We start from the raw sequence: 14,741 nt of genomic DNA, 5'->3' as shown, positions 1-14,741 counted from the left end.
AAGGTTTTTCGGCCCGGCCGGCGCAGATATCGGATAATGACGCTTTATTGCCAGACTTATCGTCATCCATTCCGCCGTGCCGACTTCCAACACACTTGCCGACCGCATCGAAGACGTCCTGCCGCAGACGCAGTGCACCAAGTGCGGCTATGACGGCTGCCGTCCGTACGCCGAGGCGATCGCCGCCGGCGCGGCCGCGATCAACCAGTGCCCGCCGGGCGGCGCCGAAGGCATCGCGCGGCTGTCGTCGGTCACCGGCCACAAGGTCATTCCGCTCAATCCCGTCAACGGCCTGGAGCGCCCGCGCGCGGTGGCCTACATCGACGAATCGCTGTGCATAGGCTGCACGCTGTGCATCCAGGCCTGTCCGGTGGACGCCATCGTCGGCGCCGCCAAGCTGATGCACACCGTCGTGCCCGACCTGTGCACCGGCTGCGACCTGTGCGTCCATCCCTGCCCGGTCGACTGCATCGTCATGTACCCGGTCACCGAGACCACCGGCTGGGCCGCCTGGAGCCAGCCCGACGCCGACGCCGCCCGCGAACGCCACGACTTCCGCGCCTTCCGCCTGAAGCGCGAGAAGGACGAGAACGATGCCCGCCTGGCCGCCAAGGCCGAAGCCAAGATGAAGGCGGTGCAGGCGCTCGATCCGGCCGATGCCGCCGGTGAAGCCGAGAAGGAACGCAAGCGCGCCATCATCGCCGCCGCGATGGAACGCGCGCGACTCAAGAGAGAACAAGACGCTCAATGAATCCAGCCAAACGCTACGAAATGTTCGTGCGCTTCCGCGCCGCCAATCCCAAGCCTGAAACCGAACTTGAATACACCTCGCCGTTTGAATTGCTGATCGCCGTGCTGCTGTCGGCGCAGGCGACCGACGTCGGCGTCAACAAGGCCACGCGCAAGCTGTATCCGGTGGCGAACACGCCGCAGGCGATACTGGACCTGGGCGAAGAGGAACTGAAGGCCTACATCCAGACCATAGGCCTGTACAAGACCAAGGCGAAGAACGTCATGGCGACGTGCCGGATGCTGGTGGAGCTGCACGGCGGCGAAGTGCCGCGCGACCGCGAGTCGCTGGAGGCGCTGCCCGGCGTGGGCCGCAAGACCGCCAACGTGGTGATGAACACGGCCTTCGGCGAACCGACGATGGCGGTGGATACGCACATCTTCCGCGTCTCCAACCGCACCGGCCTGGCGCCGGGGAAGAATGTGGAGATCGTCGAGCAGAAGCTGCTCAAGTTCGTGCCGAAGGAATTCCTGCACGACGCCCACCACTGGCTGATCCTGCACGGCCGCTACACCTGCAAGGCGCGCAAGCCCGAGTGCTGGAACTGCATGCAGCTCGACCTGTGCGACTACCGCTCGAAGACGCCGGCGCCGGACGGCGTGTGACTCCGGCGGCTAGAACTGGAAATAAATAAACGGATTGAAGCCGCCCTCCACCACCGACAGACAAGAGAGCACATACAGCACGAGGCTGTAGGCGCCAACCAGCAGCGGGCGGCGGAAGCTCATGCTGCGGAAGCGATAGAACGCCCTGTCGCCCACCAGGCAGATCGCGGTCGACAACAACAGCAGGAAGATCACCTTGGGATCGGCCAGCATCACGTTGGTGTGCGTCCACAGCGGCGCCGACGGCTCGCGGCCGAACATCACGCGCAGCAGCTTGCCGGTCTGCGCCATGCTGTCGGCGCGGAACGGCACCCACAGCACCGTCGCGCACAGGAACACGGGAAGACTGCCCAACCGCCATTTCGCCGTATTCAGCACGCCCATGCGCTCCAGCGCGATCAGCACGCCGTGGCCTATGCCCCAGGCCAGGAAGGTATAGGCGGCGCCGTGCCACAGCGCGCACAGGCCGAACACTATGAACAGGTTGCGGTAGGTCTTGAAGGTCGACGTGCGGTTGCCGCCCAGCGGAATGTAGACGTAGTCGCGGAAGAAGCGCGACAGCGTCATGTGCCAGCGCTGCCAGAATTCGGTGACGCTGGTCGCCGCATAGGGACGGTTGAAATTGCGCGGGAAGCGGAACCCCATCACGCGCGCCATGCCGATCGCCATGTCGGTGTAGCCGGAAAAGTCGAAGTATATCTGGAACGAATAGCACAACGCCCCCAGCCACGCCGAATAGGTGGTCAGCGCGACGTCGGGCCGGTGCATGATGTCGACCACGGCGCCCAGCGGATCGGCGATCAGCAGTTTTTTGGACAGGCCGATAATGAACAGGTTCAGTCCCCAGAACACGTCGCTGCCCACCAGTTCGCGGCGCTTGATGTCGAGCTGCTCCTTGACTTCGGCAAAGCGCACAACCGGTCCGGCGATCAGATGGGGGAACAGGAAAATGTAGATCGCGAACTTGTGCAGGCTGCGCTCCGGCTGGATGCGGCGCGCGTACACGTCCGCCTGGTAGGACAGGAAGTGGAACACGTAGAACGAGATCCCCAGCGGCAGCACCAGTCCGAGCTTGGCCACGCTGCCCAGCAGTTGCACACCGCCGGCATCGGCCAGCAATTGCGCCAGGAAGCCGAGATATTTATAGGCGATCAACGGCGCCAGGTTGGCCACCAGCGCCAGCGCCATGGCCAACCGCGCCTGCGGGAGCCGCGACTCATCCCGGCGCAGCTTGCCGATCAGGCCGGCGAGCAGCCAGTTCACCAGCACCAGCACCAGCGCGACGATGGTCAGCGCCCCTGCGCCCAGCACGTAAAAGCCCAAGCTGGCCAGCAGGATGAAACCGTTACGCCAGGTCTTGGGCAACAGGAAGTACAGCGCGTAGAAACAGGGGAAGAACAGGAATAAAAATCCCGGCGACGAAAATACCATGAAAAATCCAGTGTAAAACGATTATTGGGTCAGCGACAGCCAGATGCCCGCCGAGTTGTCCAGCACTTGCACGATCAGGTATTTGCAGCGGCCGCGTATCAGCGCCGGCGCGTCCTGGGGCGGCAAGGCGCGGTTAAGTTTGGTGAACTGTTCGAAGTGATCGGTCAGGCCGGCGCGCAGCATGCCGTCGCTGAAGCTGTTGCCGTACATGCAGGTTGGCGGCAGCAAGCCGCGGCCGGTCACCTTGTCGGTGACGAATTCGATGCCGGTTTTTCCCGCATCCATCTCGGTGATGCGATGCACGTCCTGCCAGGTCTTGGTCAGCTTCGGCTCCAGTACCACTTCGTCGGCGTCCAGCCGCGCGGCGAAGCGGGCTTCCGAGCCGACAAACGGCTCGTCGTGATGCGTCATCTCGTGACGCCACGCCGGCGGCAGGTTTTCCATGCGCGCGATGCGATTGGTGGCCTCGGCAGCCACCTGCATCGCCGTCAGGTCGGTCCAGTGGAAGTCCTGGCGGTAGAAGATGGGGAACTTGCCCTGCGACGCGGTCAGGATGCCATAGACGTCGACAAAGTTGAAATCGGGCGTGCCTTCGAGACGCCGGTACAACTTCATGAAATTCGACGGCTGCTCCACGCGCGGCAGGAAGAACGGTATCCGGTCCTGCGTGAAGTACTGCTTGGACACAGGGGTCATCAGCACCATCGTCACGCCCTGCGCCTTCAATCGCGCCGACAGCTTGGTCATGCCCTGGTAAACCGCTTCGGCCGCGACCGGGTTGGCGAGGAAACCTTCCACCGCCGGCAGCTCGATGTCGGAAATGCTGCGCCCGTACAGTTCACCCTTTTTGCCGAAATATACGCGGCGGGACGAATCGAACAGACGGAAATCGATCTCGTTCTTGGTCCGCACCATCAGGTTGCGCAGGCCCAGGTGGTCGGAAAAACCTTTTTCGAAATTGCGATAGTTCTTGTCGAAGTTAAACCAGCGGCCTTCCCAGTGGGTCGGCAACTGTGCCAGCGGCCGCATTTCAATCAGTTCGGGATAGACGGGAATGTACTGGTCCGGCACCGCGCCAAAGGTGACGATGGCGGGAACCAGGCTAATGGCAAAAATCAGCAGGACGAAGGCAGCGCGGGAAATTCGGGATAAACTCATTGGTAAATATGCTGTGTAGACCAAGCCTTACATATCGGTGCCGCATGGTAGCAGATATGCAACGCCCCATCAACCGAACCGCCCCCGCTGCCGCAACCGGTCATTGGGACATCGAGCGCCAGGTCTCCACCGTGTTGTCGAGCACTTGCACGATCAGGTATTTGCAGCGGCCATTGATCAGCGCCGGCGCGTCCGGCAACCTCATGGCGCGATCGAGCCTGGTGAATTGTTCGAAATGATCGCCCAGGCCTGCGCGCATCATGCCGTCGCTGAAGCTGTTGCCGAACAGGCAGGCGGCCGGCAGCAGGCCGCGGTCGCTCACGGTATCGGTGACGGATTCAAATCCGCTTTTCCCCGGGTCCATCTGGATAACCTGATGCACGTCCTGCCAGGTCTTGGTCAGTTGCGGCTCCGTCGGCAGCGTGGTGATGAGCCGCGCGGCGAAGCGGGTTTCGGAACCGGCGTAGGGTTCGTCGTGGTAGGCCAGCTCGTGGCGCCATGCCGGCGGCAGTCCTTCAAGGCGGGCGATACGGTTGGTGACCTCCGCCGCCACCGTCATGGCCGACAGGTCGGTCCAGTGGAAATCCTGGCGGTAGTAGATAGGGAACCTGGCTTGCGAGGCCGCGAGAATGCCGTAGACATCGACAAACTGGAGGCCGGGCGCTTGTTGGAAGCGGTGATAGAGCTGCATGAAATGCGACGACTGCGGCATGCGCGGCATGAAGAGCGGAATCCGGTCCTGCGTGAAATACTGCTTGTCCATCGGCGCCAATAGCACCAGCGTGACGCCTTGCGCCTTCAATCGCTCCGAAAAATTCATCATGCCCTGGTACACCGCCGCCGCGACGGCCGGATCGGACAGCATCTTCTCCGTGTTCGGCAATTCGAGATCGGCCAGGCTGCGCCCATACAGTTCGCCCTTTCGGCCGAAATACACGCGGCGCGAGGTCTTGAACAAACGGAAGTCGATCTCGTTCTTGGTGCGCACCATCAAATTGCGCAAGCCCAGGTGATCGGCAAACCCCTTTTCGAAGTTGCGGTAGTTCTTGTCGATGTCGAGCCAGCGGCCTTCCCAGTGTGTGGGTAACGGCGCCAGCGGTCGCATTTCGATCAACTCGGGCAAGCCTGGAGTGAGTCGGTCCGCCACGGGTTGCAAGGTGGCGACGGCGGGCAGGATACTGACGGCAAAGACGAACAGGACGAAGACCGCGCGCGCCGCAGCCCGCGGAAGTGGGAAGAAATGCATTACGGGACGTTCCTCAGACCAGCACGAGGTTGTCGCGGTGGATCAGTTCCTTGCCTTCGACGAAGCCGAGGATGGCTTCGATCTCGCTTGACGGCTTGCGCATGATGCGGCGCGTCTCGGCGCTGGTGTAGTTCGACAGTCCGCGCGCCACCGGCTCGCCGTTCTCGCCGACGCAGGTGATGACGGCGCCGCGGCCAAATTCCCCTTTGACTTCCACCACGCCGATCGGCAGCAGCGACTTGCCGTCCTTGGTCAGCTTCTGCACCGCGCCCGCGTCCAGCACTACCCGGCCGGCCGTGTGCAGGTGGTCGGCCATCCACTGCTTGCGCGCCGTCAGGTGGCCGGTCTGCGCCGCTAGTTCGGTGCCGATGGATTCGCCGCTGGCCAGGCGCTCCAGCACATTGTCTTCGCGGCCGTAGGCGATCACCGTATGCGCGCCCGACTTGGCGGCGCGCTTGGCCGCCAGGATCTTGGTCAGCATGCCGCCCCGTCCCAGGCTGCTGCCGGCGCCGCCGGCCATCGCCTCCAGCGCCAGGTCGCCCGCGCGGCCCTGCTGGATCAGGGTCGCCGTTGGATCCTTGCGCGGATCGGCGCTGTACAGGCCATGCTGGTCGGTCAGGATGATCAGCGCGTCGGCCTCGATCAGGTTGGCGACCAGCGCGCCCAGGGTGTCGTTGTCGCCGAACTTGATCTCGTCGGTGACGACGGTGTCGTTCTCGTTGATGATCGGTACCACGCCCAGTCGCAGCAAGGTGGTCAAGGTCGAGCGGGCGTTCAGGTAGCGTTCGCGGTCGGCCAGGTCGGCGTGCGTCAGCAGCACCTGCGCGGTACCCAGCTGGTGCGCGCGGAAGCTGGTCTCGTAAATTTGCGCCAACCCCATCTGGCCGACGGCGGCGCAGGCCTGCAGTTCGTGGATGTCGGTCGGACGCTGCTCGAAGCCGAGGCGCAGCATGCCCTCGGCGATGGCGCCGGACGACACCAGCACCACTTCCTTGCCCAAGGCCCGCAGGCCGGCGATCTGCGCGGCCCAGCGCGCGATGGCGGCGTGATCGAGGCCGCGGCCGTCGTTGGTGACCAGCGACGAACCGACCTTGATGATGATGCGGGTGGCTTTTTGTATGACGGAATTCATAGAGACGACAATTCTCAAAACAAGCGGATGAAAGGGCTCAGTGCTGTGATTTGGCGGGCGGTTTGCCCTGCTTTGCCGCTATCGACCGCCTGCCCCGCGGTGGCGGGACGGGTGCCGACATGGAAAGGCATAATCAGCTGATAACTGATTATGCCGGTGATACGGGGGAGACGTCGAGTATTAGTCGAGTATTAATCCAGGATTTTGAAGCGCGGATCGTCCGGATCGATGGACGAGATGCCGCGCGCCTCTTCCGTCATCTGGGTTTCTTCCGCGCGCTGTTCGCTGTGGCGCTTCTCTTCCAGGTGTTTCTGGATGGCGTTGACCAGTTCCTGCGTGCCGTCGTGGCTCAGCGCGGAGATCTCGAACACCGGGCCCTTGAAGCCGAACTTCTTGACGAAGTCCTTGACGCGCTTGACGCGCTCTTCTGCCGGCACCATGTCCAGCTTGTTCAACACCAGCCAGCGCGGCTTGTCGACCAGCGCCTCATCGTACTTTTTGAGTTCGTTGACCAGCGCCTTGGCTTCCTTGACCGGATCGACGTTGGTCTCGAACGGCGCCAGGTCGACGATGTGCAGCAGCAGGCCGGTGCGCTGCAGGTGGCGCAGGAACTGGTGGCCCAGGCCGGCGCCTTCGGAAGCGCCTTCGATCAAGCCGGGAATGTCGGCGATCACAAAGCTCTTCTCGTGCGACACGCGGACCACGCCCAGGTTCGGGTGCAAGGTGGTGAACGGGTAGTCGGCAATCTTAGGGCGCGCGTTCGACACGGCCGAAATAAAGGTCGACTTGCCGGCGTTCGGCATGCCCAACAGGCCGACGTCGGCCAGCACCTTCAGTTCCAGGCGGATTTCGCGGCGTTCGCCTTCCTTGCCTTCGGTCTTTTGACGCGGGGCGCGGTTGGTCGAGGTCTTGAAGTGGATGTTGCCCCAGCCGCCCTCGCCGCCCTTGGCCAGCAGTTCCATCTGGCCGTGCTCGGTCAGGTCGGCCAGGATTTCGCCGGAGGCGTCGTCGATGATCAGGGTGCCGACCGGCATGCGCAGGTGGATGTCGTCCGCGCCCTTGCCGTAGCAATCGGCGCCGCGGCCAGGTTCGCCGTCTTTGCCGCGGTGCATCTTGGAGAAGCGGAAATCGACCAAGGTGTTGATGTTACGGTCCGCTACGGCCCAGATCGAGCCACCCTTGCCGCCGTCGCCGCCGTCAGGGCCGCCGAACGGGCGGAATTTTTCACGGCAAAACGAGGCGCAACCATTGCCGCCGTCACCACCGATCACTTCAATTTTTGCTTCGTCGATAAACTTCATGATGTACCGCCATAAAACTAAAAAGGCTCTACCGTGGGCAGAGCCTTTCGATTGAAGGCTTGCGCCTTACAGACTTGGCTCGCAGCGCGAGCCAAGTCGACCCGCATCACTACGAGCCGGGTAGCGCTATTTACGCTGGAACAACGGTAACGAATTGCTTCGAACCTTCGCCCTTGACTACGAACTTGACCTTGCCGTCCACCAGAGCGAACAGGGTGTGGTCTTTGCCCATGCCAACACCTTCGCCGGCGCGCACTGGCGTGCCGCGTTGACGAATGATGATGCCACCAGCATTGATCGATTGACCGCCATAAACCTTAACGCCCAGGCGTTTTGATTCTGAGTCACGACCATTTCGCGTTGTGCCGCCGCCTTTTTTGTGTGCCATTTAAGACTCCTTGGATACTAATTCTCGGGCAAACGGCGATTAGCCGTTGATCGATACGATTTGGATTTCGGTGTAATTTTGGCGATGGCCTTGATGCTTCTGGTAGTGCTTACGACGACGCATCTTGAAAATCTTCACTTTATCGTGACGACCGTGTGCCACAACAGTAACCAGTACCTTTGCACCCTCAACCAGGGGAGCACCAAATTTGATGCTTTCGCCTTCGCCAACGGCGAGGACCTGATCGATGGTGAGTTCGGAACCAATGTCTGCCGGTATCTGTTCTACTTTAAGTTTTTCGCCAGCGACAACTTTGTATTGTTTGCCACCGGTTTTTATGACCGCGTACATGATTTGAAACCTCATCAAATGTTAAGAAATTTTCCTCTCGGCGCCAGCGGAACTGCATGCATGGAAACCGGGGAACCGCTGATTATACATGGGATGGGATTTCACGTCAAAAACTATTCACAAATGGCCGATGGCGTGGTATGTCGGCCGGCTTGCAAGGCTGCGGTGTTAATTTTCAGGCAAACTTGTTGCTCGGAACCGGGGAGGATGCCCCTGCGGGCAAGGGCATGACGTATAATCTCGGCACCAATAGTCTACCGCACAGGTTCGCCTTGTCTGCCGCTACCCAAAACGCCACCCAAAACAACATCGCCCACACGATCGCCGCCGACATGGACGCGGTCAACACGGTGATCCGCCAGAAACTGCATTCCGAGGTCAGTCTCGTCAATCAGATCGCTGAATACATCATCAGCGCCGGCGGCAAACGCATCCGCCCGGTCCTGGTGCTGCTGGTGGCGAACGCCTATGCGTACAAGGGCACGGCGCATCACGAGCTGGCGGCCGTGGTCGAATTCATCCACACCGCCACCTTGCTGCACGACGACGTGGTCGACGAATCATCGCTGCGCCGCGGCCGCGCCACGGCCAACGCGCTGTTCGGCAACGCCGCCTCGGTGCTGGTGGGCGACTTCCTGTACTCGCGCGCCTTCCAGATGATGGTCGGCCTGAACAATATGCGCGTGATGCAGATCCTGTCGGACGCCACCAACGTCATCGCCGAAGGCGAAGTGCTGCAGTTGCTGAACATGCACGACCCGGACGTCAGCCAGGAGCGCTACCTGCAGGTGATCCGCTCCAAGACGGCCAAGCTGTTTGAAGCGGCGGCCGAGCTGGGCGCGCTGATCTCCGGCTGCAACGACGCGCAGATCGAAGCGGCCGGCGAATACGGCCGTTCGCTGGGCACGGCCTTCCAGCTGATCGACGACGTGCTCGACTACGCCGGCGACGCCAGCGAAATCGGCAAGAACGTCGGTGACGACCTGCGCGAAGGAAAGCCGACGCTGCCGCTGATCTACCTGATGGAAAACGGCAGCGCCGAGCAGCGCCAGCTGGTGCGCAGCTGCATCGAGCAGGGCGACGAACAACACTTCGACACCATCCTGGCCGCCATCACCAGCAGCGGCGCGCTCGACTACACGCGCCAGCAGGCCGAGACGGCCGCCAAGCGCGCCGCCGAAGCGATCGCCGACCTGCCCGACAGCATCTACAAGGAATCGCTGCTGCAGCTGGCCCACTTCTCGGTCAACCGCAACCACTAAAATCAATCCGGGGTCAGATCCGACATTTGGACACGAACTCTGCTGTAGCGGCCGCTACGGCAGAGTTCGTGTCCGAATGTCGGATCTGACCCCGGGCTTCCGGTAGCGGATGAAGGCGTTGACCGTCAGGCGCCCGCGCGCCGGATCGGCATCGAGCAGCTCCGGCGCATCGATCTGCCCCGTGTGAAAAATCGTGGCGTCGTAAAAGATCGCGCGGTTCCATGCCGCCGGCACGGTGCATATCTTCTCGAAGTAGGCGTTGCTGCCGCCAAGATAAGCCGGCTCCGCGCCGATCACCTTGCTGAACGCGCCGTTCTCCATCACCCGCGCCTGGTGCAGCAGGAAGTCGATCTCCTCCGGATGACGGCGCGGCCGGTAGAAACTGGTGCCGCCCATGCGCGTATCCCCGAACAGATACAGCACCGACGCGGCGGCGCCCTCGCCCGGCGCGCAGCTGCGGGCGTCGCGGTGACAGATGCGCTGCTGCGGCAGCAGCTGCTCCGGCGGCAAGGTCACGATCGACATGCGCGTCGCCATGCCCATGGTCTCGCTGCCGCCGAATGCGCCCAGCAGGTGTTCGGAAAAGTAAGCGCCGAGCTGCGCATCGAAATCCGCCGTCATCGGTTGCTCGATACCGGGATAGCAGTTGACCGGCGCGACGGCAAACGCGGCGCGCCTGGCCACGGCGGCCTCCACCAGCTTGTGCGGCTCACTGAGAAAATCGTCGACGACCAGGCATACGCCGCCATCGCCAAGCGAGACTTGCTGTATGACCGGGCGCGGATTGAACATTACAGCAGTTCCAGCACCAGTTCGGACGGACGGCACAGGCGCACGCCCTTGTCCGTCACCACGAACGGCCGGTTGATCAGGATGGGATGGGCGATCATCGCGTCCAGCAGCGCGTCGTCGGACAGCGACGCATCGGCCAGCCCCAGTTCCTCATACAGGTCGCCCTTGTCGCGCATCGCCGCGCGCGCGGTCAGGCCGGCCTTGGCGATCATCGCCTTCAACCCGGCGCGCGACGGCGGATTCTTCACGTAGTCGATGATCTCCGGCTCGACGCCGCTGGCGCGTATCGCCTCCAGCGCCTTGCGCGAGGTGCCGCAGGCGTTGTTGTGATAAATAGTGATAAGGCGGGTGATTGCCATGATGCTGCCCTTGAACGTATCCAAAGGCAGCATTATCGCTTAAAACTTCGCCGCCAGACTGACGCCGATGCTGCGCGGCGCCAGGCGGTAGCCCTGCACGATGGACGCCACCTGCGGGTGCTGGATCACCGTGTCCGTGTCGAAGGCGTTCTTGACGAACAGGCTGACGTTGTAGCGGTCGAACGACATGCCGGTGCTGAAGTCCGTGGTGTGGTAAGCCGGACGCTCGTAGTCGGTCTGCTCCGGATTCAACGAGCCCTTGCTGGCGCCCACCCACTGCATGCCGCCCATGACGAACGCGCTCTTGTCGCCGAACACCGCGAAGTTGTAAACCGCGTTGAACGCCGCGTTATATTTCGGCACGCCCTGGATCTGCGCCCCGGCCACCGCGCCGACGATGCCGTTCTCGATGCCCTTGTCGTTCGACAGCTCGGCCTTCACGTAGCCGGCCGACGCGGTCAGGGTCAGGCCGGGCAGCGGCTTGGCCTTGATGTCGAACTCGAAGCCCTTGCTGGTGGCGTCGCCCGCGTTGGCGTTGTAGGTGTAGGCGCAGGTCGGCAGATACACGCCCTGCTGGATGTTCTTCCACTTCACGTAGAACACGTCCGCGTTCACCGACACGCGGTTGCTCAGGAAGCGCGACTTGCTGCCGACCTCATAACTCCACAGGCTGTCCGACGCGTAGGTCTCCGGCCCCTTGCTGATGCCGTTCGCTTCCAGGTCCTGGCCGCACGTGGTCGGCGGCACGTAGATGTTGTTGCCGCCCAGGCGGAAGCCCTTGGCCACGCTGGTGTAGACCGTGTTGGCCGGATCGACTTCCCACGTCAGCGCATATTTCGGCGTGAACGCCTTCGACGACGTGGCGAAGCTGCTGTTGTTGCCGGCGCCGGCCAGGTAGTTGCCGTTGCGCTGGTCCAGCGTGGTGTCGGCCTTCAGGTAGCGCGCGCCGACCGTGGCGTGCACCGCCGGCGTGAAGTAGTAATTGAGCTCGCCGAAGATCGAGGTCTGCTTTTCGCGGAAATGGAAGGCGCCGGCAAACGAGTTATCGTTCGGGAACTGGCCGGGACGGGCGTCCGGCAGCAAGTCCGGATCGGCGATATCGAAGCCGAAGCTCTTGAAGGTATCGGTCACGCCGAAGATCGGATCGTTCTCGATGATGTTGGTGTGCTGGTTGGAGAAGTAGGTGCCGGCCAGCCAGGTCCACGGCGACACCGCCGCGTCGTACGGATGCGAGGCCAGGCGGAATTCCTGCGACACCTGGCGCACCTGGTTGTTCAGGTAAACGGCCGACGGCAGGCCGGCGATCGCGTCGATCAACTCGGGCGGCGCCTTGCCGCCGTCGACGGTCGACGTCAGGAAGGTCGACAGCGAATAGCTGTTGTAGGCCGAGCCGTTTTGCGTGCGGTCGAACTTGCGCTCGAAGTAGCTGGTGGCCGAGGTCAGGTCGAACGGACCCAGGTCCCAGTTGACGGTCACGCTGGGCGTCAACAGCGTGTCCTTGGACGGCTCGCGCACCTGCTTTTGCGCCTGGTAGTTCGGCAGCTCCAGGTTGAAGGCCGCGATGTCTTTCGCGTCGACTTTCTGATAGTACAGCGACGGCGTGATCGTCAGCGAGCGGATCGGCTTCCACTTCAGCGCGATGCGCGCCTCCTGGTCGCCGATCTTGTTGATGTCGTTGGCCAGCACGTTGCCGTCGCCGTCGACCTGCTTGATATAGCCGCCGGTATGCTGCGCCTGCACGCCGATGCGCAGCGCCAGTTCATCCGGGATCAACGGGAAGTTGGCGACCATGTTGGCCGCGTAGTTCGGGCTGCCGCCCTTGGTGTTGGACAGCTCGCCGTAGGTGGTGAACTCGCGCTCCTTCAAATCCGGCTCGTTCGGCACGAACTTGATGGTGCCGCCCATCGAGCTGGCGCCGTACAGGGTCGCCTGCGGGCCGCGCAGCACTTCGACGCGGTCGATATCGAAGAACTTCGGCTCGACCGTGCCCATGGTGTAGACGTTGCCGACCGTGATGGAAACGTCGCCCAGGTAGATGCCGACCGTGGCCGCGCCCGCCGTCGAGCTGATGCCGCGGATCTCGATGTTCTCCGTGCCCGGCCCGGCGCCGCCGTTGCCGCTGGCGGCGGTGAAGGAAATGTTCGGCACCACGCGGGTCAGGTCGGTGAAGTCCTTCACGTGCTCGGCCTGCAGCTGGTTGCCGGTGACGGCGGAAATGCTCATCGCCACCTTGGCCGGATCTTCCTTGCGCTTTTGCGCCGTGACCTTGACCACCTCGATCTCGTCCGACTGCGGCCTGGTTTGCGCCCGGGCCGCCTGGCCTGCCATCGTCGCCAACGCCGCAGCCACAGTGCCGCACAGTACCTTCTGCCGTATTTTCATATCCTGGGATTCTCCGAATCGGTGGGCGAATCTTGATATTTTAGCAAAAATGAATGCCGACTAGTGTCATTTTTGTTGTTTTTAGGTCATTCTTTCCCAACAACAGTTCGGAATGCGTTCTGATGTCATGAATTCAATATAGCATCTTGTACCGCTGACAAGTTTTCACCTTCCGGGTCATTCGCGGTCCATAACATTCGCTATATCTGATGACAAAATTTCACAACCACTACGAAAGTCTCAACGTCACACGAGACGCTCCCGCCGAGGTCATCCGCGCGGCCTATCGTTCGCTATCGCAAAAGCATCATCCAGATAAAAACCGCGGAGACCATGATGCCGCGCAGATGATGATACGTTTGAACACCGCGTACAGCGTGCTGTCGGATCCGGACCAGCGGGAACTCTACGACTTACAGATGCTTGACCAGCAGCTCGGTCATGGATCGCACTTCGGCATGCCCGATGGCTGGGTCCAGCATCTGCGCAACTACGCGAAGGGCCGCGATCTGCGAATTGCCGCCATGCTGCTCGGGAGCTTGTCTATCGCACTGGCAATAGTCATGAACATGGTCTGGAAGGAAAACCAATCGGCGCTGCGCCTCGAACGAGCGGCCGTTTACGCCGTCACCGCCGACCGGGGATCGCTGGCCGAGGCCGGCGCCCCGCCCGGACTTCAAGCGCCGGTTGGTGCCTCCAACACCAAGGTCACGGAGGAACGGCCAAAACCTGCTGCGGCGCCGAAGGCAACTGTCGTGCCAGCCGCTGCCACCAAGGCTACGGAATATGAACGCCTGACCGCCATGTTAAAAAGCATGGGGTTCGGCCTGCACAAGCTGGACGTGCCGGCCCCTCCACCGGCGAAGGCGGCCGACGCGACAAGAGAGAGTGCCGCGCCGGTGCCACCGCCTCCCGTGCAAGCCGCCAAAGCAGCCGCACCGCCCGAAACGGTCCGTGTGCGCGAGGAGATCGCCAGCCCTGCGGCGGCTGATCCTGCGCGCAGCGACGCCAAGCCCCTCGCAGTCGCGAGCCTGGCCAGCGCGCCGGCGGCCGCCAGCGCGAACACGGCCAGCGCCAGCCATCCGCTGCGCACCGCAGTGTTCGCCGACGCGCGCGCTTGCACCCCGCCTCCGTATCCGATCAATGCCTACCGCAACGGCGAGAGCGGCTCGGTGCTGCTGGCCCTGCTGGTAGCCAGCGATGGCCGGGTCCTCGAATCGAAAGTGCAGAAATCGAGCGGTTCCGCTGAACTCGACAAGGCTGCGCGCAAGGCGCTCGCGCTGTGCAAGTTCAAGCCGGCAAGCAGCGACGCCCAGGCCGAGCCGGTGTGGACCAATTTGAACTATGTGTGGACCATCGACTGACCGGGCCCGGACGCACCTGGTTGAAAAATCACCGTAAATCTGCTGTAATTACTCCAACAGTCGGGGTGTGGCTCAGCCCGGTAGAGCGCTGCGTTCGGGACGCAGAGGCCGGAGGTTCGAATCCTCTCACCCCGACCAAGCATGCACATCTCGCGCCCAAAGTTGGTAACATTTCGTGGC

At 62.5% G+C, this 14,741-nt stretch carries 14 protein-coding genes and 1 tRNA gene; 5 read left to right on the top strand and 10 right to left on the bottom strand.

The annotated features are described in order from the left end of the window. The first annotated feature begins 76 nt into the window (after positions 1-76). The gene (gene rsxB, locus ABWW33_RS06345; protein WP_176654514.1) at positions 77-751 is read left to right on the top strand and encodes an electron transport complex subunit RsxB; all 675 of its coding nucleotides are present in this window, start codon (positions 77-79) and stop codon (positions 749-751) included. Beyond that, on the top strand, positions 748-1,395 hold the full coding sequence (nth, locus tag ABWW33_RS06340) for an endonuclease III (protein ID WP_353400127.1): 648 nt from the start codon (positions 748-750) through the stop codon (positions 1,393-1,395). The genes rsxB and nth overlap by 4 nt, the downstream gene beginning before the upstream one ends. A 9-nt stretch (positions 1,396-1,404) precedes the next feature. Here nth and ABWW33_RS06335 read toward each other — a convergent pair whose 3' ends face one another. From ABWW33_RS06335 to rplU, 7 genes are all read right to left on the bottom strand, one after another. Continuing rightward, positions 1,405-2,826 (bottom strand): MBOAT family O-acyltransferase, encoded by a 1,422-nt coding sequence (locus ABWW33_RS06335; protein ID WP_353400124.1) that lies wholly within the window; start codon positions 2,824-2,826, stop codon positions 1,405-1,407. Positions 2,827-2,847: 21 nt separating this feature from the next. Beyond that, on the bottom strand, positions 2,848-3,984 hold the full coding sequence (locus ABWW33_RS06330) for an alginate O-acetyltransferase AlgX-related protein (RefSeq protein WP_353400121.1): 1,137 nt from the start codon (positions 3,982-3,984) through the stop codon (positions 2,848-2,850). Positions 3,985-4,084: 100 nt separating this feature from the next. Beyond that, positions 4,085-5,230: an alginate O-acetyltransferase AlgX-related protein gene (locus ABWW33_RS06325; RefSeq protein WP_353400119.1), complete on the bottom strand. Its 1,146-nt coding sequence runs from the start codon at positions 5,228-5,230 to the stop codon at positions 4,085-4,087. A 13-nt stretch (positions 5,231-5,243) separates the two neighbouring features. Next, positions 5,244-6,362: a glutamate 5-kinase gene (proB, locus tag ABWW33_RS06320; RefSeq protein WP_353400116.1), complete on the bottom strand. Its 1,119-nt coding sequence runs from the start codon at positions 6,360-6,362 to the stop codon at positions 5,244-5,246. A gap of 191 nt (positions 6,363-6,553) precedes the next feature. Beyond that, positions 6,554-7,663: a GTPase ObgE gene (gene obgE, locus ABWW33_RS06315; protein WP_176654517.1), complete on the bottom strand. Its 1,110-nt coding sequence runs from the start codon at positions 7,661-7,663 to the stop codon at positions 6,554-6,556. Between the two features lie 130 nt (positions 7,664-7,793). Continuing rightward, on the bottom strand, positions 7,794-8,051 hold the full coding sequence (gene rpmA / locus ABWW33_RS06310; protein ID WP_008445659.1) for a 50S ribosomal protein L27: 258 nt from the start codon (positions 8,049-8,051) through the stop codon (positions 7,794-7,796). 39 nt (positions 8,052-8,090) lie between these two features. Continuing rightward, positions 8,091-8,402 (bottom strand): 50S ribosomal protein L21, encoded by a 312-nt coding sequence (gene rplU, locus ABWW33_RS06305; RefSeq protein ID WP_008445658.1) that lies wholly within the window; start codon positions 8,400-8,402, stop codon positions 8,091-8,093. A 272-nt stretch (positions 8,403-8,674) separates the two neighbouring features. Between rplU and ispB the strand changes: the two genes are divergently transcribed. After that, positions 8,675-9,664 carry an octaprenyl diphosphate synthase gene (ispB, locus tag ABWW33_RS06300; RefSeq protein WP_176654518.1) on the top strand — a complete coding sequence of 330 codons (990 nt, stop codon included), beginning with the start codon at positions 8,675-8,677 and terminating at the stop codon, positions 9,662-9,664. A gap of 54 nt (positions 9,665-9,718) precedes the next feature. On the opposite strand, the gene ABWW33_RS06295 is transcribed toward ispB, so the two are convergent. From ABWW33_RS06295 to ABWW33_RS06285, 3 genes are read right to left on the bottom strand one after another with little or no spacing between them, the layout of a single operon-like run. Beyond that, positions 9,719-10,456: a DUF6445 family protein gene (locus ABWW33_RS06295; RefSeq protein WP_353400110.1), complete on the bottom strand. Its 738-nt coding sequence runs from the start codon at positions 10,454-10,456 to the stop codon at positions 9,719-9,721. Beyond that, positions 10,456-10,815, bottom strand: a complete 360-nt coding sequence (gene arsC, locus ABWW33_RS06290; protein WP_353400107.1) for an arsenate reductase (glutaredoxin) — start codon at positions 10,813-10,815, stop codon at positions 10,456-10,458. Before arsC ends, ABWW33_RS06295 begins: the two co-directional genes overlap by 1 nt. A 39-nt stretch (positions 10,816-10,854) precedes the next feature. Then, positions 10,855-13,197, bottom strand: coding sequence for a TonB-dependent receptor (locus ABWW33_RS06285; protein ID WP_353400104.1), 2,343 nt, complete (start codon positions 13,195-13,197; stop codon positions 10,855-10,857). A gap of 209 nt (positions 13,198-13,406) precedes the next feature. On the opposite strand from ABWW33_RS06285, the gene ABWW33_RS06280 reads away from it, so the two are divergent. Beyond that, the gene (locus ABWW33_RS06280; RefSeq protein WP_353400101.1) at positions 13,407-14,561 is read left to right on the top strand and encodes a TonB family protein; all 1,155 of its coding nucleotides are present in this window, start codon (positions 13,407-13,409) and stop codon (positions 14,559-14,561) included. A gap of 61 nt (positions 14,562-14,622) precedes the next feature. Continuing rightward, positions 14,623-14,699 (top strand) — tRNA-Pro (locus ABWW33_RS06275). Positions 14,700-14,741 lie beyond the last annotated feature (42 nt).

The organism is Duganella hordei, from assembly GCF_040369125.1.
Lineage (GTDB): Bacteria > Pseudomonadota > Gammaproteobacteria > Burkholderiales > Burkholderiaceae_D > Rugamonas > Rugamonas hordei.
This window is presented reverse-complemented; position numbering and strand designations above follow the sequence as displayed.